The 26321-nt window shown below is 37.4% G+C and carries 24 protein-coding genes and 1 tRNA gene; 18 read left to right on the forward strand and 7 right to left on the reverse strand.

Annotated elements, in window-relative coordinates:
• Positions 1 to 15 precede the first annotated feature (15 nt).
• Positions 16 to 288 (forward strand): hypothetical protein, encoded by a 273-nt coding sequence (locus WC526_02250; protein MFA5061941.1) that lies wholly within the window; start codon positions 16 to 18, stop codon positions 286 to 288.
• A gap of 76 nt (positions 289 to 364) precedes the next feature.
• Positions 365 to 439: transfer RNA gene (locus WC526_02255), tRNA-Asp, on the forward strand.
• Between the two features lie 1630 nt (positions 440 to 2069).
• Here WC526_02255 and WC526_02260 read toward each other — a convergent pair.
• From WC526_02260 to WC526_02285, 6 genes are all read right to left on the reverse strand, one after another.
• Positions 2070 to 2459 (reverse strand): hypothetical protein, encoded by a 390-nt coding sequence (locus WC526_02260; GenBank protein ID MFA5061942.1) that lies wholly within the window; start codon positions 2457 to 2459, stop codon positions 2070 to 2072.
• 131 nt (positions 2460 to 2590) lie between these two features.
• On the reverse strand, positions 2591 to 2761 hold the full coding sequence (locus WC526_02265; protein ID MFA5061943.1) for a hypothetical protein: 171 nt from the start codon (positions 2759 to 2761) through the stop codon (positions 2591 to 2593).
• Between the two features lie 111 nt (positions 2762 to 2872).
• The gene (locus tag WC526_02270) at positions 2873 to 4279 is read right to left on the reverse strand and encodes a phage/plasmid primase, P4 family (GenBank protein ID MFA5061944.1); all 1407 of its coding nucleotides are present in this window, start codon (positions 4277 to 4279) and stop codon (positions 2873 to 2875) included.
• Positions 4280 to 4726: 447 nt separating this feature from the next.
• Entirely contained in the window at positions 4727 to 5611 is an 885-nt protein-coding gene (locus WC526_02275) for a hypothetical protein (protein MFA5061945.1), read from the reverse strand.
• A 153-nt stretch (positions 5612 to 5764) separates the two neighbouring features.
• Positions 5765 to 6436, reverse strand: coding sequence for a hypothetical protein (locus WC526_02280; GenBank protein ID MFA5061946.1), 672 nt, complete (start codon positions 6434 to 6436; stop codon positions 5765 to 5767).
• 231 nt (positions 6437 to 6667) lie between these two features.
• Positions 6668 to 7534 carry a hypothetical protein gene (locus tag WC526_02285; GenBank protein MFA5061947.1) on the reverse strand — a complete coding sequence of 289 codons (867 nt, stop codon included), beginning with the start codon at positions 7532 to 7534 and terminating at the stop codon, positions 6668 to 6670.
• Between the two features lie 355 nt (positions 7535 to 7889).
• Here WC526_02285 and WC526_02290 point away from each other — a divergent pair, with 355 nt between their 5' ends.
• From WC526_02290 to WC526_02365, 16 genes are all read left to right on the forward strand, one after another.
• Positions 7890 to 8180 (forward strand): hypothetical protein, encoded by a 291-nt coding sequence (locus tag WC526_02290; GenBank protein ID MFA5061948.1) that lies wholly within the window; start codon positions 7890 to 7892, stop codon positions 8178 to 8180.
• 232 nt (positions 8181 to 8412) lie between these two features.
• Entirely contained in the window at positions 8413 to 8694 is a 282-nt protein-coding gene (locus WC526_02295) for a hypothetical protein (protein ID MFA5061949.1), read from the forward strand.
• The gene (locus WC526_02300; GenBank protein ID MFA5061950.1) at positions 8645 to 9394 is read left to right on the forward strand and encodes a hypothetical protein; all 750 of its coding nucleotides are present in this window, start codon (positions 8645 to 8647) and stop codon (positions 9392 to 9394) included. The genes WC526_02295 and WC526_02300 overlap by 50 nt, the downstream gene beginning before the upstream one ends.
• A 63-nt stretch (positions 9395 to 9457) precedes the next feature.
• Positions 9458 to 9811: a hypothetical protein gene (locus WC526_02305; protein ID MFA5061951.1), complete on the forward strand. Its 354-nt coding sequence runs from the start codon at positions 9458 to 9460 to the stop codon at positions 9809 to 9811.
• A 451-nt stretch (positions 9812 to 10262) separates the two neighbouring features.
• Positions 10263 to 11510, forward strand: coding sequence for a hypothetical protein (locus tag WC526_02310; protein ID MFA5061952.1), 1248 nt, complete (start codon positions 10263 to 10265; stop codon positions 11508 to 11510).
• A 14-nt stretch (positions 11511 to 11524) separates the two neighbouring features.
• Positions 11525 to 11755: a DUF4190 domain-containing protein gene (locus WC526_02315; GenBank protein MFA5061953.1), complete on the forward strand. Its 231-nt coding sequence runs from the start codon at positions 11525 to 11527 to the stop codon at positions 11753 to 11755.
• 10 nt (positions 11756 to 11765) lie between these two features.
• A complete protein-coding gene (locus tag WC526_02320) occupies positions 11766 to 12749 on the forward strand; it encodes a hypothetical protein (protein MFA5061954.1) in 984 nt (327 codons plus the stop codon).
• 10 nt (positions 12750 to 12759) lie between these two features.
• The gene (locus WC526_02325; protein MFA5061955.1) at positions 12760 to 13683 is read left to right on the forward strand and encodes a hypothetical protein; all 924 of its coding nucleotides are present in this window, start codon (positions 12760 to 12762) and stop codon (positions 13681 to 13683) included.
• Positions 13684 to 13921: 238 nt separating this feature from the next.
• Positions 13922 to 18691: an AAA domain-containing protein gene (locus WC526_02330; protein MFA5061956.1), complete on the forward strand. Its 4770-nt coding sequence runs from the start codon at positions 13922 to 13924 to the stop codon at positions 18689 to 18691.
• Between the two features lie 149 nt (positions 18692 to 18840).
• Positions 18841 to 19383: a WYL domain-containing protein gene (locus WC526_02335; protein ID MFA5061957.1), complete on the forward strand. Its 543-nt coding sequence runs from the start codon at positions 18841 to 18843 to the stop codon at positions 19381 to 19383.
• Positions 19384 to 19429: 46 nt separating this feature from the next.
• Complete coding sequence (locus tag WC526_02340; protein ID MFA5061958.1) at positions 19430 to 22738, forward strand: ATP-dependent DNA helicase; 3309 nt, start codon at positions 19430 to 19432, stop codon at positions 22736 to 22738.
• A gap of 17 nt (positions 22739 to 22755) precedes the next feature.
• Entirely contained in the window at positions 22756 to 23211 is a 456-nt protein-coding gene (locus tag WC526_02345; protein ID MFA5061959.1) for a DUF559 domain-containing protein, read from the forward strand.
• Positions 23198 to 23779, forward strand: a complete 582-nt coding sequence (locus tag WC526_02350) for a hypothetical protein (protein MFA5061960.1) — start codon at positions 23198 to 23200, stop codon at positions 23777 to 23779. Before WC526_02345 ends, WC526_02350 begins: the two co-directional genes overlap by 14 nt.
• 29 nt (positions 23780 to 23808) lie before the next feature.
• Positions 23809 to 24309 (forward strand): macro domain-containing protein, encoded by a 501-nt coding sequence (locus WC526_02355; protein ID MFA5061961.1) that lies wholly within the window; start codon positions 23809 to 23811, stop codon positions 24307 to 24309.
• Positions 24310 to 24311: 2 nt separating this feature from the next.
• Complete coding sequence (locus tag WC526_02360; GenBank protein MFA5061962.1) at positions 24312 to 24722, forward strand: DUF5317 family protein; 411 nt, start codon at positions 24312 to 24314, stop codon at positions 24720 to 24722.
• Between the two features lie 15 nt (positions 24723 to 24737).
• A complete protein-coding gene (locus WC526_02365; protein ID MFA5061963.1) occupies positions 24738 to 25493 on the forward strand; it encodes a hypothetical protein in 756 nt (251 codons plus the stop codon).
• 279 nt (positions 25494 to 25772) lie between these two features.
• On the opposite strand, the gene WC526_02370 is transcribed toward WC526_02365, so the two are convergent.
• Positions 25773 to 26231 (reverse strand): hypothetical protein, encoded by a 459-nt coding sequence (locus WC526_02370; GenBank protein ID MFA5061964.1) that lies wholly within the window; start codon positions 26229 to 26231, stop codon positions 25773 to 25775.
• Between the last annotated feature and the right edge of the window lie 90 nt (positions 26232 to 26321).

A 26321-nucleotide genomic window follows, 5' to 3' on the forward strand; every position in this document is an offset into this window, starting at 1 on the left:
CTAAGCTTTTTGTTTATGCAAGAAGTTATTAAAAAACTTAACGAGCATGATAAGCGGTTTGATGAGCATGATGACCAGCTTGATTTTATAGCCCGAACAGTAGCAGATCACACGGTGCGACTTGAGCGGATTGAAAAGAGATTGGATACAATTGAAAAGGATGTGTCTGCCATCAAGGCAGATATTCGAGAACTTTCAATTAGATTTGATGAACTTTCACTCAAGTTTGATAAAATTTTGGCGTTGTTTACAAAGAGAGGTCCGGAGTTTGCCGGTTCTTGGGTATGATTGAAAAGCAAAATTGAATTGTTGACATTTTGTCAGATTTACTATATAATTTTCTTACGTTTCAACAATTTAATTTGGGTCGGTAGATCAACTTGGTTAGATCGCTTCCCTGTCACGGAAGAGGTTGCGGGTTCGAGTCCCGTCCGACCCGCATAACGGAACAAACAGCGTCAGCATACGCTGTTTTTGTTTTGCCTAGCGAAGAATTGGCGGTTGTAGTGAGAGTAATTTCGTTTTTTAGGTCAATAATGAATTGGTACCGTTTTTTGTCTGTGTTAAGCACTAATTTCTGTTTTAACACCGGGTTGTAGTAGAAAAATTGGAATACCTCGCGTTTCTTCTGTGGGGACAATGCGGGGTACTTAGTTTGTAGGTTACAAGTAAAATTAAAATACTCAACACACTTGTTGTGCCATTGGAGTTTCCCTTGTTCTGTATCGGCTCGCTTCTGCTGTAATAATTTACGTTCAGCCAGTAGTTCTTTTTGTTTTTTGGCATAAGCTTCGTCGTTCATCAATGACCCATCCGCATTTGTTGGGGATATCTTGAGTTTTAATAAATTATCCAGCTGTATGTCACAGTTTTGAAGTGTCCGGTCTTGCTGTAGCCGTACAGCGTCGTATAACCCTGTTTCCTGAACGTTTGCCTTATTAAGCTCTTCGATAGTTAAGCGTAAAAAATCTTCATCAATAGCCAGTTTACCAATCTCTGACAGTATTTGTTTTTCTATAACATCCTCGCGCGTATACCCTATGCCTTTACAACGAACACAGCGGTAATAACTGGATCCTTTCGCAGTCATACCTGATATTATGCCTTGGCACAAATCACAACGTATAAAATTGCTATATGGGTAAAAAGTTGCAGCGCCTACTGGATGGCTGAAACTACCCAGTACTTCTTGATTACGTCGGAATAGTTCGCGGCTGATAATCGGACTGTGACGGAATTCATCCGGTAACTCCTCGGGATCTAGAATAACTCCCATCCAACGGATAGCGCCGTAATAAAAAGGATTTTTTAGGATACGTTCCATTGTGGCCTTACTCAGCATGGTTTTAGAACGAGTGCCGTGTAAACCCCATCCAAAAGAAGTTTTACACAGATTAACCAGTGTATATTGTCCTGTAGCATTTAGTTCATAAAGTTTGGATATCATGGGCGCTAAAATAGGATCTGGCTCTATTCGTTTAAGGTGTTGTGTGGATTTTTCTAGTAGCCCCTGTTTTTCGAGGATATATTGTTTTCCCGCGATCTTCCCATCTTTGTCAATATTTAAGTAACCTATGGGTGCAAAATCTGGATATTCACCTTTGCGGAGCTTGGCTTGGATATCGCGTAGCACAAAATCACTTGTATCATCTGAACTTTTTTTAGCCATCGCAAAATGTATTTGCATCATGAATTTATCATCGGTGGTGTTGGTCCATAATTTTTCTGGCGTTCTGATTGCTTTAATGATTCCATGATCCATTAAATAGACGATCTTGCCGCCATCTAAGCTATTACGAGCTAGGCGAGTTAAGTGGTATGTAAGGATGCTATTAGCCTTTCCAGTTTCAATAAGGGCAATCATCTTGTTAAATTCTTCACGGCCAACTGTATAGGCGCTTTTAGACTCAAAAAGAACAGGGGAGGGTACACTCAGATGTTCGCGATCAACAATATCACCCAATGCTTTTTTCTGGGAATCAATTGATAACATTTGCCTGTCTTCGGCTTCTGAAGATTTCCGGCAATATGGTATGAAAGTTAAATTATTTTGTGACATATATTTTATTTTACCGCTGATCACCGTAATATGCAATCTTGACGATATTGATTAGATTAAAGAAGGCATCAAACGCTTCTTGGCGCTCCAACCGTTGTCCATATTTATTTTCATATAGCGCAATAAATTTTTTAAGTCCTTCTTCGGAAATGGTGTTATTATTATGGGGATCAGCGACTACTTTGGGTGGTTGTGGTGGTTTTGTTTTTGTTAATGCTTCATCGCTGTCACTGTCCCCGTCATCATCTCCGCTCTTTGTATCCTTTTTTTGCGGCTGCGCATCAGTTTTATTTTTTCTGTTACCGGTTAAGCATGTCCTTGGTTTTTGCACGGTGATTTTCTTCTTACTCAATTTATTTTTCTTAAATGAGTCTAATATTTCTTTTGGAATTTGTCCCATATCATTTTTTTAATAAGTAAATTTATATCTATCTCCGCCATACCCCCGTGTTATGCGCCTACAAAACCATCAATATAGAACAGTTTGGTAGGCGCAATTGAATCCAATATCTGAATTACAATTAATTCAGTCTAAGTTTCTATGATGATAGTATGGCATCCATCGCAAACAGCAGTCTGACCTTCCCTAATACTGTCCTCGGTTACAGGTTCCCTTTCCCCGTTGTGTTTTTCTGCACAGTCTAGGCAATACATTAGGCCGTGTATTACGAAGGCAATAATTTCTTCATTATCAAATATCATATTATAAAATTAGTAAATTAACTTGAACCAACAATTATAATTGTTAAGGAGGGTGTATGAAGAACAAGAAATGTAATTTTTTCATAACTTATAAATTTATTCGGAATTTTTTTATCTTACATCCGGAAAATAATCACCACACCAGCGCATCTCAGTTTCCCCTTTCATATCTAGATGCCGACCTTTTACAGTTGTTTTACCACCATTCTCTTTATTGTCTCGTCCGGTAAAACTTTTAATTTTTAAATGACTCAATTCATCAATGAAGGTGTTCTTTCCAAAAGGTTTTTTACCACTGCGTTTACACCATATGGTATACAATTGGAATAATCTATTAAGCGAGATAAATTCAGCATCAGGATCATTGGCATGTTCAAAATTTTCTTCTATAAACATAGCTACGGATGATACGTTATTCTGGTAATCAATCATTGACTCTTCAGTGGCCCGGCACGGAGAAAATGTATAGTCTTTATTGATTAGCCGTCGGGCGCCCTCCATTGCCCAGCTGATAATAGCCGGCAGCTCTGGGAAAAACTTAGAATCGCGAAAATCCAAGGTTTTAAGTGTTTTATCGGTTTCGTGCGGAAGAAACTTACGTTTAAATGGTATGATTTTTATCCTTCTCTTGAGCCCATAATCAATTGAATCGAAAGATGGAATGCGATTAGTTGCAAAGATGTGTTTGGTTTTTGGCTTGAAGGAAATTGGATCGACAAATTTTATGTCTGCATGTATTCTTGTACCTTCAACCATCGCTTTAAAATTATCCGAGCGTAAGTATTTTGATTGTTCTTCCGAACAGACGTTTAAACGCCTGAAGCGCAACTCCGATTTAGCAAACGGCGTGGTTGTCAAATTTTCGATTGAATTACTCATGATAAATTCCTCTCCGCCGGCCAACTGCTCCAATACAAAGAGCAGTGTACTTTTGCCGTTGGCTCCATCACCGACCAGGAAAAACGCTGTGGGTGGTTCGATTATATCTATTAGATAATAGCCGAACATTTCTTGCACTAAATTTATGATTTCCGGATCAGGACTGAATTTGCCATCTTCACTTTCCTGCACCAAAATTTGATTAAGGAATTGTTTAAAAATTGGGCAATTTTCTTTTGGTTGCGGCGCGTGGCAGTTTATGTAGTAGAAAATGAAATCTTCGGGTTTGTAGTCTGCGATTTCAAGAGTCCTCACATTGAGAACTTTTTTATCGCTGAACATTATTTGTGATGAATTGAACTCATTTATTAATGGGCACTTGTTTTTTAACCACAAAACTGCATTTTCAAAGGTTGATCTAGTTATTGATGAATTACTGATAAGATATTCCATCTCCAGTTCACCAGCCAAAAAGTGGTAAATATCTTCTTTGGTTTTGAATGCCGACGTAAAGTACTCATATTTCGGATGGCGAAGGTAAAAGGCACTATATTCTTTTACGTAGACAAGCTTGTCTTTATGTTTATTAGCGAATCTGGTCATAACTTGTTGTATTGGGGCCGCTTTTACGAAGGTCATAAATTTTAGATTAAATATTAATTTGTTACTCCCCCCTTCAAACTTTCTTGCCTTGGCGCTTGTTTTAACCATCCCAACACAACACTATTGGAGAAAAAATTCTTTTTATATAGGTAACAGATTGCATAATAAATATAGTAATTTCCTTTTGAATTAGCGCAAATTCGGTTGTTTTGTTGGCAGTAATAGCAGTAACATTTTGGTGATCGTGAGGATGGATCAGAAAATGCCGAAACTCACTGGCCTAAATAACAAAACCCACTATTCCGCGAAACAGGTGCGCATATCAACTCGACCTGTAACTGGAAAAGTGGGTTGTGTTTGATATGCGCTTTTGTCCCCCTCTATAAGTAAGGCTGACATGTCGTTGAGCACTGTTGCGTTGGCTTTATTAAGCAAAAAAATACCCACTGACATATCAGTGGGTATTTTCGTCGTTTATTTTACTCAATCATTTAGGTCGTCTTCATTATTTTCACTTGGATCACCATCTGTTTGACTTTTATCATCATTAGCCATATTTTCATTGAATATTTTGTTGTTTTTATATTTATCTGGATCCTTTTCTTGTAATAATGAATCTTCAGGAAGTAGTTTAAATTTTACTTTGTATATCTTGCCGGCTACCGTATAGTCTACCAAGGGTTCTTCATCTGTCCCAAACACTTCTTTAAGTTTTTTAACCAAACGTGTCCGTGTTTGGTCTATAGAATCGTTTGTGGTGTCATAATAAGTTTTCCTTAAGCGCTGGAGAAGTGTTTCTCTATTAGGTTGTTGATTTTGGAGCATGCTCAATGTTTGCAAAAATAACCACTCTCGTGTGGGCTCTGGTGATGATTTTCTACCAGTAACAAAACCAAGTTGTGTGTATGTCAATTCACGATTTCCCGCACCTTTAGTAGATACTTTAATTTTGGTGCTGTTCAAGAATTTTATCTGTACATCTTTCCAATCAGTTATTGTAAAAAAATGGTATGGAGATACCCATAGTTTAATATCTTTTCCAGTTTTAGATATTTGTCTCTGTCTATATTCGTCGTATTCCTTTATCTTCGCAAAATCTATTGCAGCTGCAAAAATCATGTCGGCCTGATTCTCATCTGGGTATTCATTATAAATTTCATCATTTTCATCAAGCGGGCGCAAATTTTCTATATAACCTTCGCTTTGTATTTTCTCAAGATGTATATATAAGATTTCTCGAGTTATCTTTAGAAATTCGATATCTTCTTTGGTGAATATAATAAAATCTATATTTAGACCCCCTGCTCCTTTGGCCTTATATATTAATAAACCCATTATTTCAATGGCTTTAAGATCAAAATCCGACATATATCATATAATATTTAATATTTTTATCTCCACGGACGTAGTCACCACCCTTTTTTCACAATATACCACTATATTACACCATTGGCCAAAAAATCAAAAATCCTCCCGCGCACGAACGGGTTCAGGGCTAAAATAAATATTATGGGAATAATATTAACTATTAATTAATTCTTTATTTGCTTCAACAAGATTCTGCCATTTGCAATATCGCCGGGCAAATGCCTGAAAGCGCCTAGTCACATTATTGCCATAGGCTCGATGTCTGATACTTTCTTCACGCTTTATCAGCTTGTTTAGCCAAATGCTTAAAAATGTAACTTTGCCATGCTTTGTATTTTTATTTATCCCGTTGAGTTCGTAGTTGAGCCCCAAACAGTGGCGGCATACGAAGCTGTACTGCTTCTGGGGGTGTAGAAACAAAACAGAACACCTATACCCGCAAGAGCAAATGAAAAATGGCCGTGCGCCAAACCCCGCGCTTTGCACACCTAATTCCAAATTTTGGCTTAGCCATAAGCCTCTGTATTGGCACCTTATATCAATATACGCCTCCAGATGTTCTTCTTTGATATTGTAAAACACCTGTGCCCTGCTAATGGGCCCGTGCTGAATAAAAAATGTTTTTTCCTGCTCTGGTCTATCGGCGTTCGCACGATTGAGGATATGGCGACCAAAGTGGCCGATCTCCAGCTTTAAGCAGTCTTCAATATGGTATTGGTCTATTCTATGCAGGCGCGGCTTCTTTGGCTGTGTTGTGATGCTGTAATTAATTGGTTGATTATCACCATCAACGAAGTCGGGTTCTAAAGGGAAATTATATGTCATAAGAAAAGTTTATATTTATATAATATCATAAGTACTTGGCAAAATAGGGTCCAAAACTCGAAATTTTTGGCGCGGATTTTTTGCAACCGATAAATTTTAACTTGAAATTATTACCTGACAACCCCTGTTTACAAAAAAAAGAGGCCGTGTTTCCACAGCCGTCGCCCTTCGTAGGACCGAAGGACTTCCCCGCCATCTGACAGACGGGACGTTTGGAAGGAGCGTGAGGAGCTACAGGAAGAAGGTGACGCCGAAGTTTCTGGCCTCGTTGCGTTTGCGAGGAATCAGGTGAGTGCCACCGATCCAGACGCCCGGGCTACTGAATATGAAGGTGGTGCCGCCCCCGCTGAGGCTCAAGGCTCCCCGCATTGCTCCCTTAACATGGTAGTCCAGGTCCGGAGCGATCGCCTCGGGGAAGTAGTGGACGATGCTGGGATTGAGCCCGGCAAGAGTAGCCCACCGAGGATGAAGGGCGGCGATTAGCGGGAGCTCCTGTCCCACACCCATCAGACCCTTCTGATCCAGATCGGCGCGAGCTTCGGGGATCGGGCGTCCTCTGTACCTGAATCCCAGATTCACCACGGCCCACCGGAATCCGGCGGGGCGAGGTCTCGCGCCCTTGCGCACACTCACGACGGGTTTTGGTCCGTTGCGCTCGGTATCCGAGAAGGTCCTGGCCAGATCCTTCTTCCATCGGTCCTTGCCGAAGACATACTTGCAGGCTGCGATGTTGCGGGCGAGCGTTTTGAGGGGGTTGCCGGTCTCGTAGAGCAGGCAGAGGCAGAACGTCTCGGGAATGCCCTCTCGCTCAGGAGGGGGGGGCGGATCACCAACGGCGCGGATCACCTGTTCGGTGATGCACTTGTCCTTCCACACCTTATCGTTGATCTCCAGGATGGTTCTGATCTGGTGATTGGGCGGTGCAAACGGCAGGCGATTGTAGACCTGCATGGCGATGTCTCCGCGGAGCAGCTCGTCGTCGCGGACACGCATCCAATCACCCAGGTCGATACCAAAGGCTTTGAATTCCCTATGGAGTGCCACGACCAGCTCAACGGCCTTGGAGAGATCCCTCTCATCGTATGCTTTCTTCTTCATGGCTTATCCTCGCTTTCAGGTATCGTAGCTAGTTTCCCAGCCTTCTTTTGAATCTGTGTGGCAGAGCCAAAAGAAAACTGAGATAATTGTGAAAAAGAACAATTTACATTAGCACAAAACGAGGTATTTGTCAACAGCTAAGGCAAAAAGTGAAATTTTATAAAAAGGCCCAGCTCGGGTCTTTACCTCAATGTATCCCCACATTTTAGGAGTCCCAGGAAAGACAACCCCCGGGTACCATTCTGCCTGCCGCCAAGTTACGCTGTTAGCCGCTGGCGCATAGCCTCTGCCGCTACTTGTTCTTGGATATTAGCGTCTGCCACCAGGCGCTTGTTTTATTATTAACAACATACTTATGCAACAAGCAAAAGCAAAGTACAAAGGCTCGGCGCAAACCTTTGCCCTGGTCAAAGAACAAATCCTTGAGCGCTTTGGTCAGGAAGCGGCGGATAGTTACCGGCCCACGGAAAATTGTTTCACACTCCGTGATTGGAATTCCCGTGGTTTCCGGGTGCGGAAAAGCGAGAAAGCAATCAGGTCGTTCACAATCGTGGAAGAAGAGAATGAGCAGGAAGAAAAACGACGCTGGCGCAAGCCGGTGTTTTTGTTCTGGCGCGGTCAGGTCGAAGAAATTAAATCACCTTAATTTTATATTATGAGGAAAAATATAAGGAAAATAACTTACCGCAGTTGTGATAGCCGTGGTGAGCCCATACCGTGCTTGCCAGTGGAGGGTAAATTCATGAATGGAATAAACTTTCCAATCGGATCACAGGTCGATATCCGGTATAGTAATGGTTTTATCCATATCAGCCGTATCTTAAACAGCGGCCGATACAGCGGTCTGGCAAACGCTGTGCAAGTCAGGCAATAACATTATGGTGAAAGATAAAATCTTAAATCAATACGCGCGGCACAATATCAGCGTCCTTGATCCGATTACCGTATCACTGCTTAAAAGTGGTGACTGGCGGGATACGCCAAGCGGGTTATTGCGCTGCGTGAAGTGCGGCCGACATGGTGTAAGTACTCCAATCATAGTATTTTTTAATTATCAAGGCGAAAAAATATTATGTTATGGCTGCCAGAAAATAATAAATAATAAATTATATGAACAATCAATTAACAGCAGTAGCAGAAAAACCAGCGTTAGTAATTAATCGCAACCTGCCGGCGCCGGAGGGGGATCCAGTAAAAGTTTTAGAATTCGCACATCGCGCCGCTAAAGCGTTAACTGAAGTTGTTAATTCCAAAGCAAAGAAAATTATAATAAACGGAGAACAATTCCTGACATTCGAGGACTGGCAGACAATCGCCAGATTCTATAATACATCAGTCGGCGTGGAATGGGTGAAACCAATTACCAAAAAAGACAATGTGTTTGGTTTTGAATCCAGGGCAGTTGCTTACAAAGATGGAAAAATTGTGTCATCAGCCGAGGCATCGTGCACCAGAGAAGAAAAAAGCTGGACCGATAAACCCGCTTTTCAAATAAAATCCATGAGTCAAACCCGGGCAATGGCTAAGTGTCTCAGAAATATCTTTGCCTTTGTGGCAGTGCTGTCTAACTATCAGCCAACACCAGCAGAAGAAGTGATGTTTGATAATCCTGCTCCGATAACCAAAGCACCAGCTGTTGATATGGTTGAAGATGAATCCGAATACAACGCCAGCAAGAATTATCGTGCCTTTGAAGAAAGCAGTATCACAGAGAAACAGATTATTTTACTTACGCAATTACTTACAGAGAAAGTTTTAGATGAGGAGGAACGACAAGAGCGGATAAATAGCATAACCGAATTATCTAAGTCGGAGGCATCGGCGGAGATATCTCGACTGATAAATAATTGTGACTTCTAAATCATATTGGCTGGGGCAGTGTCTGTGCGACCTGCCCTCGGCCATCTCTAACCTGAAATCATTATGGTTTTATTCTTAATTGTTTGCGTCATCTTCCTTCTGCTCATCAAAATATTTGTTAGTGAAAAGCACGAGAATTTTGAACCAAACAGAAAAGAAATAGTCGAAATCAAGTTCAATCTTCCGCGAGAAGTTATTGCTGATATTCAACCAGAAGCCATACCCATTTGGGAAAGGGAAAAGAGAAGAAGAAAATTGCTCAACGAAGTTTTTCTCATTGGCGTTTCAAGCCGTGCACGTCTTGAGCAAAAGCAAGTTGAAGATAGAGCGTTAAGTAATAGATCGTATTATTATTATTCACATGATAAATCAAAAATTATATGCAATCCGGACAAAACAAAACAGGAGATAAAATAGAGATTTTAGTTGTTAACTTCTGCCACATAGTCCTTATGCCGGCGATTATGATTGGTTTCATAATTTCCGTTGTCTTCCCTGGCGCAAGAATTACCGTATCCGACATTCTGATGAAAGGGTTTTTCATGTTTGTGGGGCTTGCAGTGGTATATTTCACTGCTGCACATTACAAAAGTAAGAGATAAACTAAGAAGAGGCCGGTGTAGACATACTACACTGGTCTTTTTTTTACCAAACTCAGCAGTTATTGATTATTTAACAGAAAAGGTGTAAATTAATACTGCTAGTCCATAAACAAAAATCCCTACGCACACAGGCGGTTTCTTGCTGCCTCATTCTTGCTCATAGTGGCCAGGAATGGGCCGCGGAAGCCGTTATGGGCATCTCGTTCGTAGGGATGTACCAGATGGACTAGCAAAACCGCGGTCCATTTTTTAATTTATTCAAATCTATGTCATTATCTGATATTTTAAGTGGTAAAATAGCTAAAATAAATATGCTGAGGGAGAATGTGAGCAGTCCATATCAGGCAAGGGTCACAAATAATATTTTAGTGAAACCAAAAAATGAGAGAATTTTTGAGGAGGAACTCTGCTTTGCTGCTGTAGGGTTTAGCGACAAGATGACTTGTTATGTTTTTCATCCTAAACTTGATATATTCAAGAATCAAATAAGCAGTTTGAATGAGCATAATCTCAACGTACTTTATCAACAATTTACGCTTTGGTTTTTTTATCTCACTTTAAAACTAGGTAATAGAGAGATAATTAACTATGCCCAACTAGTCGGATTACTGTACACAATTTTTGATATAAATGAATCTCGATATGAGGATTTTGAAAAGAGCATGAGCAGCTCAACAAATGATTTCTTTGAGTGGTGGAGATCTCTTTGTAATATCATTGGCGCGGATCCTAGTAGCAAATTTACGGAATTTTCAGCAATAGCAACAAACGCGTATAAAGAAGTATTATCAATGTGCAAAGAGTTGCAAACTTTTTTAGAAACAGAGAAAAATATTAGCACAGCAGTTGAGGAAACGAGGAGTGCACAGATTATTGATGTCAAAGATATCGAAAAAAGCGTATGTTCATCCCTGAATGATGCGGAGAAAGCTAAAGGTTTCATTTTCAAATTACCGCATAATAGTGGTATGTTGCTTAAGTATTCACTTATTGGACCGGATAATTGGGAAATAAGGTGTGTTAATGCTGACGACGGTAGAGAGGGTGTGTTGGGACAAAATTATAATTCGCAACAGACGATAGCTACGTTGTACTTTCTTGTTGAGCAGGACATGCTTAAGCAGGAAGGTGCAACCGATGATGACGTAAAATGGTGGAGCAGCTTAAGCGACGATGTAAAACAAAAATTAATAAAAGATGATAATACATTCAGATGGGAGCACTTCACTATATGTGTACAAAAATTGCACTTATCAGCCGAGGACGCATTAAGAAAGACGTGGCTAGATTTTCCTGTTTATGGTAAATATCCTCTAACGCAGGAGATATTGGAGGAAATGAATGGGTTAGGTTTTACAGAAGATGATAAACCTCTACCATACGAACTCCATAATAGAGTGGATAGATTTATGGCTAAATCCATGTTTAAGATGAAAGAAATTCAGGAAGAAAAAGGGCATTTTTCTACCATGAACGCCTTCTTTCGTTCAAAAATTAGAAGTGGGGATTTATAGATAATTTAATAAATATGACAAATCAAACAGATCAGACAATAAAAAATGATAAAATTGCGGTAGCTAGTTTTGTATTAGGAATTATTTCCATATTTCTTTGGGAATTAAGTATTTTCCCGTTGTTGGCTCTTATACTTGGCATAGTGGGAATTGTGCGCACAAATAAAAGTGGAGCCGGTATGTGGATGGCTATAACTGGTACTGTTCTGGGCATTCTTTTTTTGATCGTTAGATTAAATCATTAAATTTTGGAATATGGAGGTTGCGACAAATAAGTCTTTTGCTAATCGTAAAAGCATTTCATACATACTCGGAGGAGTTACATTCGTTTTAATATTATTGAGGATGAAATCGGTGACATTACCTTATTTTATTGGTTCTTTGGTTGGTTGGGTTTTGGCAGTAGTCACACTACAGGTGATTTTGCATTTTTTAATTAAGAAATTTAGCAAAGACAAAAATGTTTCACATATTGTGGCATTAAATATCGCTTTAGTAATTTATATTATAATTTTTATTTTTTCCGGATTGGTTCAAAATCATTCGAACAGCGATTTCAATCCTGTTAGCAATGTTATACCAATCAATGAGGCGCCATCTGCGATAAGCACAAATTCTTCGGGTCCTCTAGATGGACAAACAACAACAGCCGCACAGCAAGAATTACAAAGTATCATTGAGAAAGTTGGGCAACTTGTGTCTTTACCAAATGGAGAAGTTCCGGTATTGGCAACGGTTAATGACGCGATTAAATTAGTTCTAACCCAGCCGTTTTATAAAGACGCACAAAATGGCGATGTAGTTTTAGTATATTCTCAGGCCAAACAAGCCTTTTTGTATGATCCAAATAAAAATATTATTGTAAACGTCGGACCGCTTATTACTAATACAGCAAATATAGACTCTCCCGGTCTGTGCCCATCTGGATTTGTATGGTTAGGTACATTCGATAATAATGGAAAACCAAATTGCGGATGCGAAGATGGATATGTGGTTGTGCCTAGGGGGCCTATAGGAGATGTTAAATACATATGCACCCAAATCAAAACAGAATGTGATTCGGACGCTTGTTTGTATGATGGCAAATGTTATGCTAAACCTGTTCACGGTCATTGTGTCACGAATAACCTGAATCATAATTGGACATGTGATGCAGGGTATGTACAAGAATACGAGGATTGTGTAGGCTGGTTAACCAAAGTTAAAGATGATGCTAAACGATTGATAAACTCAAATTAATATTTTATATATGTCGCCTGAAACCATCCCATCTCTTTTTAAAAAACAAACCATCTACTCTCTCGCCGCCGGCGCCCTCATGCTCGCTTATAGTATATACTTCACACTGACTTTGAAGTTTATAAATATATCCGATCTGCTCGTTTTTGCTGCCGTATTTTATATACCCGGTAATGTCTTGTTGTTATTTTCCATCCGGAAGCAAATAAAAACTAACGGCGATGTGACAGCCCTAAGCGTTTTGTTTAAGATCGTGGCTTACATATCCATCGGTTTAGTCGTGGCTGTTGGCTTTTACGAGATAACCGCGGCGGAGGAATCATTTTTTGATTTAACACTTCTGGCTTTGTTTAGCATGTTAGAGGTTGCTTTGTTATATTTAACTGTAAAATTTGAGCAGCCAGAGGTTAAAAAAGATGTGGCAGTTATTAAAATTAAATATCCCATAGGCGTTGCGGTAGCGCTGGCTTTAATGTTTTTGTATTTTGGTTACATTATAATTACCAGTTACAGCACGTCGGAAACAAATCCGCCGGCCTTAACTGAACCATCCTCTTTAAGTTATGATATGGTTGCAAGAGATCAAAGCGACCAATATATAGGCAAGACCGTACAATGGCAAGGAACAATTGCAACCGATCTATCGCAAATTTCAGGTATTAAATTTTATATTACAGGTCAAAATGACACCTCAAATTCAAAACAGTGGTATTGGGCCATACCGCAAGATGAACCGTCAGCTAATGAAGTAAATGGGAAATGGGTGACGTTTATGCTGGGGAAGTATGGCAACATAAAGCCGGAGGATATAAACCCGGCCACAGATGTGTATTTGGTGACAGGGAAGCTTGTGGAGAGTGATTGTGATATCCAGCCAAATATTTGCATTCCAAATATTATAATTAGCTCTATAAAGAAGATTGGAACAAATTAAGATTGTGTTATATTGTACTTAACATGTAAGTTATAAAGTTGTGTTATTTACACCTTTGCTGGTGTAATTTAGTTAACTTGTCAAGAATAGTCTTTGAGCGTAAAATATAGTCAGTTGGTGTTGTTAGGGGTGTGTTATTTTTTGTATCAAAAGATAATACTTAATGAAGTATCCCTTAATTTTATAAATAAGTTTGTAAAATTCCTCTAAGTCAAGAAATACTGTATGATAAATAATTATGAATAAGAATATATCCAGGATACAAATTGTTGAATCCATACCCCGCTTCATAAAGGCGGTTGGTAATTATTTTATGGATTTTCTCGAGACGGACTTTCATAAAAGAAAATTACCACGTAGGAATATTGAACTTCATAATGAAAAAGGTTTACTTACTGGTGTTAATCTGAACAAGTATCCGAGTTTTTATAAAGTGGCTTATAAACTCGTAAATAACTGTTTCAATAGTGATGTTTTGAATTCAGTTCAAAAAGGCGTATACAAGGCAGATATACCTAAATCACTGCTTGACTTAATAAAAAAGCAGGTGAATAAAGTTTCTAATGCTGAAATTTTAAATCTAACGAAGGAAATTGATGAGGCGGTTCATCAGTCCGCCCTCAAATACAAGGATGATTACTTGCAGGCGTTTAATTCGGTTATGGAAGACGCAGACAGGGTCTTCAAACGACGTATTGTGTTGGACTTGGTGAAAAGTATTGAAAAATCACTGCAGAATACTAAGCTTGCCGACGAGAATGCAATATTCCAAATAGAGGAAGAACTTACGGATATTTTAAAAAATAAAATTAAAGATGTTGTTTCAGAGGGGCTTAAACAGTTATTGAGCGGAGAGAAAACAAGTATAAAAAATCTTCTCAAGGATGTACTTGATCTTGAAGAAGTTCGTACTAGTTTAACCAAGTTTTTTGACATGTTTAAAGTTTCTGATTTATTTAATGATTTACATGAGTTATATCAGAATTATAAGATTGAAGACAAGAAAGAATTTTATTTTTATTTTTATGACATTAGTTATCAAAAAAACAAGTATCCAATTTTTTATATACCTTTTTCGATCGAACGAAAAAGTGATGAATTTTCTATAGTATTCGATTCACAAATATATATAAACAAGAAAGCACTCGCTTACATTGTACAGGAATATAATCGTGAACGTGATAGGAAAGGTTCTCTTCAGACGATAGATGATAGAATAATTTATCTTGCTGATCATACAGATGACCTTAATCTTATTTTGCAACAAACAATTACGGAAATAACCAATTTTTTTGGCCTCGAAGAGAATATTTTTGTAGCAAAGCCAGATATACAGACCAGCAAGAATTTATATATATCTTTAAGTACAAATGTGTATGTGGCTCTTTTCGATAAATCTGATGAGGCTTTACTAAATGATTATGAGGACATATTAAATGCACCTGAAGGTAGCCCTTTAATGAATGGTTTTAAAATACTGATAGAAGATTTTATTAATAAGAATCCCGTGTCTATTCAGATACCTATTGCAGACGAGTGGGATGGAAAAAGCGTGGGTGAACGTCTGGTTTGTAAAAGTCCTATTCCTCTTAATAGTGAACAACAACAGATTCTCTCAGCCATCAATAATAATCAGTCTAAATACGTGCTTGTCGAGGGTCCCCCAGGAACAGGTAAAAGCCATACTATAACAGCAATTGTGTTTGATACAATTCTTAAAGGAAACTCCGTCTTAGTTCTTTCTGACAAAAAAGAAGCTCTAGACGTTGTGGAGAAAAATATTATTAATACCCTCAACAAAGTGCGGGTTGATGAAAAATTTCAGAACCCTCTTTTAAGATTGGGAAAAACTGGTAATACATATAACCAATTACTTACGCAGTCTTCAATTGATGGAATAACAGAACAGTTCCGCGTGGTAAAGAGTAAATATCCAAATCTCAATGAGCAGATTGATATTGCGATTACTGCTTTAAGAAACGGAGTAGAAAAACAAATTGGGGCTTACAAGAAGATATCCCTTGCAGATGTAAATGAGTTAGTCTCATTAAAACAACATTTTGATGAAAACGGATTTTGTATTGATATTGATGAAGCTATTAATAACCCTGATTCAGTAGTTGAACTCACAAAAATTCGGAGCATTCTCCTAAATTTAAAAAAGCAAATTAATACAAATAAGAAAATATCATTTAATTTTAACTTCAAAAAAGAGCTTAATGAAGAAAGTTCAACGAACTTAGAATCAATTATTTCCGCACTTGAGGATATAAGAGAACTTGTTACTGATAATCCACAGTTTCTAGAAGTTAAGCTTCTGATTTCTTATCAAAAAATTGTACAAGAGAACAAACCTAATGTAGAAAAATTGATTGGGGGTCTTGAAGATGTTTTTGAAATAGTTGATATCCTCACGAAAAATAAGAAATACACAGATCTTATTGGCATTCAAAAAAATAAATTTAATAGTTTGGCTGTTTTAAAAGATGTAACACAGTATACCTTGAAATTGAAAGAAATGTTGGTCAAAGTTAAGTACTTTGCAAAAGACACTTTACCACTTTTAAATTTTTTTAAGCAATCATCCGAGTTGGATGCCGTAGATTTGGAACAGTATATTGATTCAGCCAAACAGTTAAAAAGAGGTTTATTTGGCTATTTAGGAAAAGGTAAAGAGGTTCATGAGTTAAATCAGAATTTCCGAAAAAAATTTCCTTTATCAAAATTTGAAGATCCACATAAAAATTTAAAGGACCTTGAATCGATCCTGGCTATTTATAAATATATATTAGAATTGAAAAAGGAAGTTCCTACTTGTGAGTATGATGACTGTGTGGATATTATAGTATCTCTTTTAAAGAAAGAAGATCTATTTTTTTCAGATGAGCAATTAGATCGTCTGCATAAATTAGTTGAGAGTTTATCGAAGGTAGAAAAAAATATTGAAGATTTAAAAAGCGACATAAAGGATGCAACTCTTCAAGAATTAAAAAATATTGCGACCATTTTTGAAATAAACTCATTATATGAAGAGTTGGGTGAACTGATGGCTTCAGAAAAGGAATTGTTGGACCTAAATATTGACCTGGAAAAGAATAAAAACCTTGAAGTTCTTATCCAAAAAAGTAATCTTGATAGACTTATAATTGAGATAAAGACGTGCAAAGAATATGTAGATACTCTTTTGGAGATTAATGATGATATGGCATATATTAAGGGATCGTCTGATACTCATGAAAAAACTTTCTTTCTTGCTGGAATCAAAAATACTTCTTTCAATTCTTTGTATGAAAATAAGCTTACTGAGATATCGGACCTTGAATTCGAGAAATTACTTCGTTTAATAACTCTTCACCAGGGACTAACATATGATTTTGATATCATTAAGGATTTGAATTACAGGGATGCAACAAAACAAATTGAAAATATCGTAACAATGCAAATGACTTATTTAATGGATGGAAGATTTGTGGATTTCACTAGCAATAACAAAGCTGATGCACAATCACTTAGGCGAGTGATTAAAAATAAGATGCAATTTCCTAAGGAACAATTTTCCAAATTAAAAAATGCTTTTCCTTGTATTTTGGCCGGCATTCGTGATTATGCCGAATACATACCGTTAGTACCGGAAATATTTGATTTGGTTATAATTGATGAAGCATCACAGGTGAGTATAGCCCAAGCCTTCCCGGCTCTCTTAAGAGCAAAAAAAATTGTAGTGCTTGGCGACAATCTTCAATTTAGTAACGTAAAATCAGCGTTGGCACGAGGAGATATAAACCAACAACATCTTGCAGGTTTGAAAGACGTATTTTTAAAAACCATTTCCAATGAAACAGACAAGGTAGTCCGTTTGGAAAAATTTAATATTAAAGTTTCAATACTCGATTTTTTAGGTTTTATTAATAACTACCGCACCAGTCTTAAAAAACATTTCCGTGGATATAGAGAACTTATTTCCTATTCAAATAAATTCTTCTACAAAAATAGTCTACAGGTCATGAAAGTTCGTGGCGTACCGATTAGTTCTGTAATCAAATTTTCACAAGTTGAACATGACGGGTTAGAAGAAGCTATCAAGAATACAAATGTACCTGAAATTAATTTTATTATTTCCGAACTGAAAACACTTAAGGAACAGGGAAAAAGTTGTTCGGTGGGTATTATTACACCCCACACTAACCAGCAAGGGTTATTATATGAAAAGATAAGCAGCTTGCCGGAAGCAGATTATTTTTTTGATGTATTAAAACTCAAAATAATGACCTTTGATACATGTCAGGGAGAAGAAATGGACATTGTTTTATATTCGATGGTAGCTACCAAGGCAGATGATAAATTGAATTATGTCTTTTCCACTAACCTTGAAAATATCGATCTGGACGATGATGAGGGTAAAATTAAGGCTCAGCGTCTTAATGTCGGTTTAAGTCGTGCTAAGGAGTGTATGCACTTCGTCCTCAGTAAACCTATAGATCAGTACACAGGAACGGTGAAAGAATTTCTCCAGCATTACAAAAATACTTTGGTTGAAGGTCAAAAAGAGTTTGATTCAAGTGCAGTAGATAATAATTCTGAAATGGAACCCCTCGTGCTTAATTGGTTTTATCAAACAAAATTTTGGGAAGAAAACAAAGGAACCGCTGAAATAATTCCACAGTTTGAGTTGGGCAAATATTTGAAACAACTTGATAATAGTTATAAACATCCAAATTATAGAGTTGATTTTTTATTAGTGTATAACGATAATGATGGATTTCAACACAAGATTATTATTGAGTATGATGGTTTCCTTGAACATTTTGGACGTTCAATGGAAGTGGTTAATGGGGGAAATTATCAAGAATATTATTCGCCTGAAGATGTGTATCGGCAACATGTTCTTGAGGGTTACGGTTATAAATTTATAAGGATAAACAAATTTAATCTGGGTGAAGATCCTATAACAACTCTTGATTCAAGAATACAAAATATAGTAAAAAAAAAACTTCAAACCACGAGATAATAAATAATATACAGAATACGATTCTTGACTTGCACAGTGGTGCCGCTAAAGAATGTCCTCAGTGTGGAGAAGTAAAGCCCATATCGGATTTTAAAGATAAATCGCTTGTCACAGGCATCGGTAGATTTTGTTTGAAGTGTAAAACACATATGTCACGACGTGAGTATGTGCCGACATTCAATTGGAAAGGGGTGGAATTAAAGAGTGAATCGCCAAAAAGTGATATTAATAAACTTTTAAATTTTTCAGAGCACCCAGAGAAATACGCTACAGGGACCGATAGTGCGAATGAAAAACTAAGTTATTTGGAGAGCATTAAACATAAATTTAATGAAGAACAATTAACGACCTACACTGCGGCACGTAAAAGATTTGATCTGGCACTTGCCTTAAAAAAGGAAGCTATGGTCCAAAAGGTTGATCATAGTGCTATGTTAGTGGAGGCATTTAAAAACCACAGGTCGATAAAAATTCGCTATAAGGGTTCGTGGAGAATGATTGACCCCTATTCTCTCAATAATACTTATGTTGTAGCTTACTGTCACCTTGCACGTGATATTCGTACCTTTAGAGTGGATAGAATTCAAGATGTGGAACTTTTAGAGAGTTTTAATTTTAATAAATTTTTACAGACGACAGCAGAATCTAAACTTGTGGAAGCCCCTAAATATAAAGGATACCAGAGGTACTGAAGTTTACCTGCTTAATTACAAGTACAAAAATACTTTATTTCTCAATATGTCATTTGAATCGCGTTATAAAGATCTAAACAAAGAACAAAGACTTGCTGTTGATACTATCGATGGTCCTGTTTTAGTTATTGCTGGTCCAGGATCTGGTAAAACAGAGCTTTTAAGTTTACGTGTAGCAAACATCTTAAAAAATAGCGATGTATATCCCACAAATATTTTATGCCTTACGTTTACCGATTCAGCAGCAAAAAACATGATGGAACGTTTATCTGGACTTATAGGTATTAATGCACATAAAGTAGCAATTTACACTTTCCACAGTTTTGCACTTAGTATAATGCACAGATTCCGAGAAGATTTTTATAACTATCAACAAATGAACTCTGCGGATGAAATAATTCAGATCGAAACTCTATCTGATATTTTAGAGACAATACCACTTTCAGATGCCTTTAGTACAAAAGGACCCGATGGTACTTACTTGTACATCAAAAGTATAAGAGATAGAATTGACAAATTAAAAAAAGCCGGTATTACTCCTGAAGAGTATGCAAAAATATTAAAAATAAATGAAATTAGTTATACAACAATTGAAAAAATTATAATTCCTTTTTTTGAAGAGCGCATGTCGAAAAGCGTGCGAGAGAAAATTCCAGATTTATTAACAGAAATAAATTCAATTGTTTTACAACCTGGTGATATTCAGCACACAAGTTTTCTTGATTATAAAGAATTGATAATTTCATCTCTTACGTCGGCTTATGAAAAAGCAGTTGAAGAAAATTGTACAAAACCTTTAACCGTATGGAAAGAAGAATGGCTTAAGAGAGATTCGGATTCAAAAGAGTTGCACCTTAAGGATACACACCAACTAAAAAGAAACCAGACACTTGCACAAATATACAATAAATATCAATCAGCCTTGGCCACCGCGGGTTATATTGATTTTAATGACATGATTATTGATGTTATTAATGTACTGAAAAAGAAAAAAGGTATTCTCGCACAACTTCAAGAACAGTATCAATATATTTTGGTTGATGAATTTCAAGATACAAATGATGCTCAAATGAGCATTATTCATCTTTTAGTTGATAATCCGGTTAATGAAGGCAGGCCCAATATTATGGTCGTGGGTGATGATGATCAGTCTGTTTATAAATTTCAAGGTGCGGATATAAATAACATTTTGCAATTCAAAAAAAGATATCCGGATACCAAATTAATTACTCTGGTTAAGAACTATCGGTCAACTCCTGCAATTGTTGATTTTGCACAATTGGTTATATCACAAGGGGAGGATAGACTATCTACGCGCTTTAAAGAAATAGAAAAGAAATTAGAAGCGGTTAATCCAAATATTCCTGATGGGGAAATTATTGCCCACACGTTCGATACTGCGTTACATGAATATGCATATGTAGCACATGAAATTCAGGAAAAAATTGAACATGGAGTCAATCCAAACGATATAGCTGTGATTGCAAGGAACCATAAGCACCTAGAAATAATTGCACGTTACCTTCAATCAAAGGTGATCCCAATAAGATATGAAAGGCAGCGGAACGTTTTAGAAGAATCGCACATTCAACAACTTATTTTATTGGCGCGATTAATCCAGTCAATTGCTACTAAAAATATTAACTATCAAGATGACTTGTTACCGAGAGTTTTATCGTTTCCATTTTTTGATTTGGAACGTCAAACATTATGGGAATTATCAATTGAGGCACACAAGAATCAGAAAAATTGGATTAGTACGATGCTAGAAAATCATAACGTTAAGCTTCAGTCTGTAGCTAAATGGCTTATTGATTTAGCAACCCAGGCAGATACAAGCTCGATGGATTCATTGATTGATATAATGATAGGTCCACCAGAAAATAAAGATTTTTTTTCATCACCATTTAGACAGTTTTATTTTAGTAAAGAGAGATTTGAAACTGATCCGCGCAAATATCTACAATTCCTATCAAGCCTAAATACTTTTATAAACACCGTCCGTTCTTACTGTGCCAAGAGCAAAGCACCACGTATATCAGATTTACTAGACTGTGTAGATGTATATCAAAAAAATTGTCTTCCTATTACAGATACAAGCCCTTATTTAAGTGGAACAGAAGCTGTTACGCTTTTGGTGGCACATAAAGCAAAAGGGCTTGAATTTGATACTGTCTTTGTGATTAACTGCCAAAATAATATATGGGCAAAGTCACAAGGGGCAGACTTGATTGCATTTCCTAAAAATTTACCAATTGATTCATCTGGTGACACTTTTGATGATTATTTACGTATATTTTTTGTTGCGCTTACACGCGCTAAACACCATTTATATGTTACTAGTTACACTAGAGAGGAAAACGGAAAGGATGCCTTACAAGTTCCGTTCTTAGAACCAAATCTTTTTAAAGATTTTAAACACAATATTCTTGCACATCATCAAGAAACTACTCTATCGGATACGATTGCAACATTAGAAAACAATGTATTTCCAACGCTTGGGCCAATCGCGACAGATGAAAGGCCTGTTTTACAACCTCTGATAGATGAATATGCAATGAGTGTAACTCATTTAAATAACTTTCTCGATGTAACCAAGGGAGGGCCTTACTATTTTTTTGAACAAAATTTTCTTCATTTTCCGCAAGCAAAAAGCGCTTCCATGGCATATGGAACAGCAATGCATAAAACTACGGAGTCTATATATGCGTACTTGAAAGAAAAAAATTTCTTACCCACACTTCAGGAGGTTGATTTAATGTTAAGTGAAAAAATGGAAAAAGAAGCGATGAGCGAATTAGATTTAACCAAATATTTAGAAAAGGGGAAAGATGCTTGGAAAGTATACTTTGATGTTGCTATAAAACATTTTGATGTTTCTCATTGGATAGAAACTGACTTCAAATTACAGCACGTTATGATAGATAAAGCCCAAATTACCGGAAAAATAGATAAAATAATACCTAATGAAGAAGAAAAGTTACTAGAAGTTTACGATTTTAAAACAGGAAAATATCACCGAGACTGGGATGGAAAGGATATATATAAAAAAATTCAATTATACAGTTATAAAAGACAGTTGATGTTTTATAAATTATTGATAGAAGGCTCACGTGATTATTCAAAGTATACAGTACATAGGGGGTGTCTGGAATTTCTAACGCCAACAATGGATAATGAAATAGTGGTTCTACCATACGATATCACGGATGAAGATGTTGAAAGATTGAAAAAAATAATTATTGCGGTGTATAAAAAGATACAGCGTTTAGATTTTCCAGATGTAAGCAAATATGAACAATCGCTCGAGGGTATAGTTATGTTTGAAAACGATCTAATTGCCGGAAATATTTAAAATTTAATAAATATTGTATGGTTCAAGTTTGGCCGTTATTAAAAGCATTCTTTCCGCTAATTGAGTTCGTCTTGATATTGTTGGTATTAAAAATAGTAGTGGAAGAAATATATTATAGATTTTTTTATAAAGATGAGTCTGTTTCAAAATTACGTCATCAGCCTACCCTAGAGGCTAAAAAATTAAATGAGGAACTTACAAAACTTGGTTATAATTCTGAATTAGAAAAATGGGACGGGCACAAACATATTGATATTGCTGTTGTGCCTGCTAAAACTAACATAGAAATTGATGGGTCATATCATAATTACAGAGCTAGTTCTGCTTTGAGGGATTTGGAACGAACATTTTATTCACTTGAAAAAGGTTATATCACGTTAAGGATACCAAACTCGTTAGTTAGATATAAACTGGCAGAAACTGTAAAATATGTAGACAAAATTTTAAAGATAAGGACAAATGTCAATATCTGAGCAAACAATCCAGGATTTTAAAAAGCTGTACGCTGAAAAATATCACAAGGAGATTTCTAGTGGAGAAGCGGAAATGGCGATAGGTAATCTTGTAGGGCTTGTTGAAGTGCTGTTAAAAATAGACGAAGAAGAAGTAGAGAGAAAAAGGCGACTGAAGTATGAACCAAAGGGATTTCATTTGAATGATGGGACTTATAATTGCGGAATTTGTGGAACAAGTGTTTCTGGAGATTCGTGCTGGTATGACAAATTTGGAATTAAATGTATGATCTGTCAACGCGCTATTAATAAACATATAATTCCCGGTTCGCTCTGTTATAAAGATACCTGGTACAAAATATGGGAATTAGAACATTATTATGATCTGGATTCTTCTGCAGTAAGACAATTGCTCCGGGAAGGTAAGCTCAAAGCACGGATTATCCCTAGAGAAAACGGACGCCCATATTTTTATCTCTTTATAATAAGAGAAAACCAAGGCGTGCTTCATAAGAAACCAAAGTTAATCCTTAGACATGAAGAAAATGGATATGTCTCAGTTAAATATCCTAAATTAACGCTTGGCTAAACAATAAAAGTAAAAAAGTAAACTTTGGTATGGTAGATATTAAAATAATTGAAGGTGATATTACAACACTAAGTGTGGATGCAATAATTAACGCTGCCAATGAGACACTTTTGGGAGGTGGTGGTGTTGATGGGGTAATTCATTACGTTGCTGGTCCGGAGTTAAAAGAAGAATGTGAGACTTTGGGAGGATGCAAAAAAGGTGAGGCAAAAATTACTAAGGGCTATAATTTACCTGCCAAATACGTGATCCATACTGTTGGTCCAGCGTATGGTTTTGAGGGTGGTCTGGAAAAGAAAATCTTGCAGGATTGCTACATTAACAGTTTAGAAGTTGCGAAGAAAAATAATTTACGGACCGTGGCTTTCCCAGCTATCTCTACAGGCGCATTTCGGTATCCAAAGGATATGGCAGCAAAAATTGCAATGGAATGTGTTTCCGATTATACTAGCCAATACCCTGATTCATTTGATCAGATAATATTTGTAATGTTCAGTGAATTTGATTACCTTGTGTATAAAAGTTTATAAATATGAGTATTTTAGCCACTTTGGAACAAAAACAATTAATTTCAAAGGAGACCGTAGAATTATTCACCGTATCCGTGATTATATTTTTCTTGTCATTGATTTTGTTTAGACTTCATTTTTATTTGGCGGCATTGGGTTTATTGCTTATGGTACTGGGTGGATTGGCAAACTTATATGTAATTGATTACAACAAGCTTCGTATGCCTGTTTTGAATCTAAGTCGGCGGCAACTGGCTGAGGCAAAGAGGAGGCAGCCATCACGCAGATTTTGTAAATTGGACAGAAGCACAAAATTAGCCTGGCTGGCAGACAGGTTTCAGGTTGGTAAGGGTGTTTATAGCTTGGGTGATTTTATTATGTATTTTGGTGTGGTTGTTGTAGTCCCTGAGGTCGTGTTTAGATTTTTACCTTAGTTACGAGACGGTCATATGTTTTTTAAGGCAAACATGCAAGATAAACTTTCCGTAAAACTTTTTACGGATGTTGGCATGGGCGAAATATTTATGGCCCGCTTAATTCACCTCCACGACCATGTACTTAAGGATTTTGGTATGAGGAAGACCGATATTGATTGGCGGAATGTTGGAAAAGACCTCTTCGCTGTCATATTTGATGGATTAGTGCCAGCATTCAGCGATCTACGGACATTGCGCACAGAATGGAACGACCTCAAGGTGCCGGAACTCAAAAAAATAAAGACCGTAAAAAATGTATTTGGTAATCTAATTATAGCCTTCAAGGATCGTTTTCAGGGTGTAGTTTTGAAAATGGGATATCCAATCGGATTCTTGTTCAAAGACGACTCAAAATTTAAAAACGGACTTACGAATTTCGTTATTAGTTACCCGAGCATACACTCTGACTTTATTAATGTGTTTCGAGAAGATCGCATTTGGCTAAAAAGGATGACTGACGTTAGGAATGTTCTTATTGAACATACATCAGGAAAACCCGAGGCTAAAATCGAGGAGTTGAATCCCTACTTAACTCCCGACAACGCTGCGGTACTGTTTGATAATTGCTGGCGCACTATGGAGGACTATCTTTTGGTGTTCACAAAGGATTTGATAGATCCAAAATACGGCATGGAACTTCTAGAGTTGCAGGAATATCGGCAAGACAAGAATTATCCCCAGCGGGTTGGGTGGTTTATCAAACCCGAAAGACTCATTAAGTCTGAATAGTTTTCCAGTGGCTGCCGAAGAGAAGCGGACACCAGAGCGATGTCGAGCGACGCAGGCGGGCGAGACCACGATACGCATGGTGGAACAGCAAAACACTCGCAGTTCTGTCAAAAGCAACTCATAAGATGGGTTGTTTTTGTTTACACTAAAAATAAGCAGGGGATTAAGCCAATTTAGGTATATAAACCCCGCACATTTCGCTAAAAAAAGTTATAATAGCGTCCCGTTGGTTCCGCAAAATAATTAAAAAACCCGCCGAACGTACGAAGACATGGCGGGCTATTCCACGAGTGGCACAACCTGCAGCCGGATGATTTCATCTAGTTTTGCGATATTACTGAACCATGGCAGTTTCAGGTCGGCGACCACTCGGAGCGCTTCAACGTCGTATTGCCTTGGGGATGTTTGGATCTGCCCCAATTTGTGAATATGGAGCAAGTCCGGAAACAATTCCCGCAAAGCTTTCAGACCGACAAGGAGTCGGACACCATCCAGGATACGACGTGGCTGTGCAAGTTCACACAAGACATCCACGTAGCCCCGCTCGCTGTATTTGGCGAGAAACGCCGGTCCGATTGTGAGACGTTGCGCTCGGTTTGAAGGGTTGATACCCAGGCAGTGAGCCAGAGCATCGCCGATGTTGTGACTCGCATACCCTTCGAGATGTGAAATGAGCAGCTTTGCAACTTCGGATTTTCCAGAACCGGAAGGTCCGGTCAAGATGATCAGTTTGTTCATCTTTCCCCTCCTGCTTGAAAAGATCTTATAGAGTATCACTTAGTAAAAGTAATGTCAAAGATTGAGTGACAAAAGTTCCCACTTCGTCCC

The sequence above is a fragment of the Patescibacteria group bacterium genome (genome assembly GCA_041649475.1).
Classification (GTDB): domain Bacteria; phylum Patescibacteriota; class Patescibacteriia; order Magasanikbacterales; family GWA2-37-8; genus JBAZNA01.

Excerpts from the sequence above, each read along its gene's own strand:
- WC526_02250 (MFA5061941.1), top strand. The coding sequence starts at position 16 with ATGCAAGAAGTTATTAAAAAACTTAACGAGCATGATAAGCGGTTTGAT.
- WC526_02260 (MFA5061942.1), bottom strand. The coding sequence starts at position 2,459 with ATGGGACAAATTCCAAAAGAAATATTAGACTCATTTAAGAAAAATAAA.
- WC526_02265 (MFA5061943.1), bottom strand. The coding sequence starts at position 2,761 with ATGATATTTGATAATGAAGAAATTATTGCCTTCGTAATACACGGCCTA.
- WC526_02270 (MFA5061944.1), bottom strand. The coding sequence starts at position 4,279 with ATGACCTTCGTAAAAGCGGCCCCAATACAACAAGTTATGACCAGATTC.
- WC526_02275 (MFA5061945.1), bottom strand. The coding sequence starts at position 5,611 with ATGTCGGATTTTGATCTTAAAGCCATTGAAATAATGGGTTTATTAATA.
- WC526_02280 (MFA5061946.1), bottom strand. The coding sequence starts at position 6,436 with ATGACATATAATTTCCCTTTAGAACCCGACTTCGTTGATGGTGATAAT.
- WC526_02285 (MFA5061947.1), bottom strand. The coding sequence starts at position 7,534 with ATGAAGAAGAAAGCATACGATGAGAGGGATCTCTCCAAGGCCGTTGAG.
- WC526_02290 (MFA5061948.1), top strand. The coding sequence starts at position 7,890 with ATGCAACAAGCAAAAGCAAAGTACAAAGGCTCGGCGCAAACCTTTGCC.
- WC526_02295 (MFA5061949.1), top strand. The coding sequence starts at position 8,413 with ATGGTGAAAGATAAAATCTTAAATCAATACGCGCGGCACAATATCAGC.
- WC526_02300 (MFA5061950.1), top strand. The coding sequence starts at position 8,645 with ATGAACAATCAATTAACAGCAGTAGCAGAAAAACCAGCGTTAGTAATT.
- WC526_02305 (MFA5061951.1), top strand. The coding sequence starts at position 9,458 with ATGGTTTTATTCTTAATTGTTTGCGTCATCTTCCTTCTGCTCATCAAA.
- WC526_02310 (MFA5061952.1), top strand. The coding sequence starts at position 10,263 with ATGTCATTATCTGATATTTTAAGTGGTAAAATAGCTAAAATAAATATG.
- WC526_02315 (MFA5061953.1), top strand. The coding sequence starts at position 11,525 with ATGACAAATCAAACAGATCAGACAATAAAAAATGATAAAATTGCGGTA.
- WC526_02320 (MFA5061954.1), top strand. The coding sequence starts at position 11,766 with ATGGAGGTTGCGACAAATAAGTCTTTTGCTAATCGTAAAAGCATTTCA.
- WC526_02325 (MFA5061955.1), top strand. The coding sequence starts at position 12,760 with ATGTCGCCTGAAACCATCCCATCTCTTTTTAAAAAACAAACCATCTAC.
- WC526_02330 (MFA5061956.1), top strand. The coding sequence starts at position 13,922 with ATGAATAAGAATATATCCAGGATACAAATTGTTGAATCCATACCCCGC.
- WC526_02335 (MFA5061957.1), top strand. The coding sequence starts at position 18,841 with ATGTCACGACGTGAGTATGTGCCGACATTCAATTGGAAAGGGGTGGAA.
- WC526_02340 (MFA5061958.1), top strand. The coding sequence starts at position 19,430 with ATGTCATTTGAATCGCGTTATAAAGATCTAAACAAAGAACAAAGACTT.
- WC526_02345 (MFA5061959.1), top strand. The coding sequence starts at position 22,756 with ATGGTTCAAGTTTGGCCGTTATTAAAAGCATTCTTTCCGCTAATTGAG.
- WC526_02350 (MFA5061960.1), top strand. The coding sequence starts at position 23,198 with ATGTCAATATCTGAGCAAACAATCCAGGATTTTAAAAAGCTGTACGCT.
- WC526_02355 (MFA5061961.1), top strand. The coding sequence starts at position 23,809 with ATGGTAGATATTAAAATAATTGAAGGTGATATTACAACACTAAGTGTG.
- WC526_02360 (MFA5061962.1), top strand. The coding sequence starts at position 24,312 with ATGAGTATTTTAGCCACTTTGGAACAAAAACAATTAATTTCAAAGGAG.
- WC526_02365 (MFA5061963.1), top strand. The coding sequence starts at position 24,738 with ATGTTTTTTAAGGCAAACATGCAAGATAAACTTTCCGTAAAACTTTTT.
- WC526_02370 (MFA5061964.1), bottom strand. The coding sequence starts at position 26,231 with ATGAACAAACTGATCATCTTGACCGGACCTTCCGGTTCTGGAAAATCC.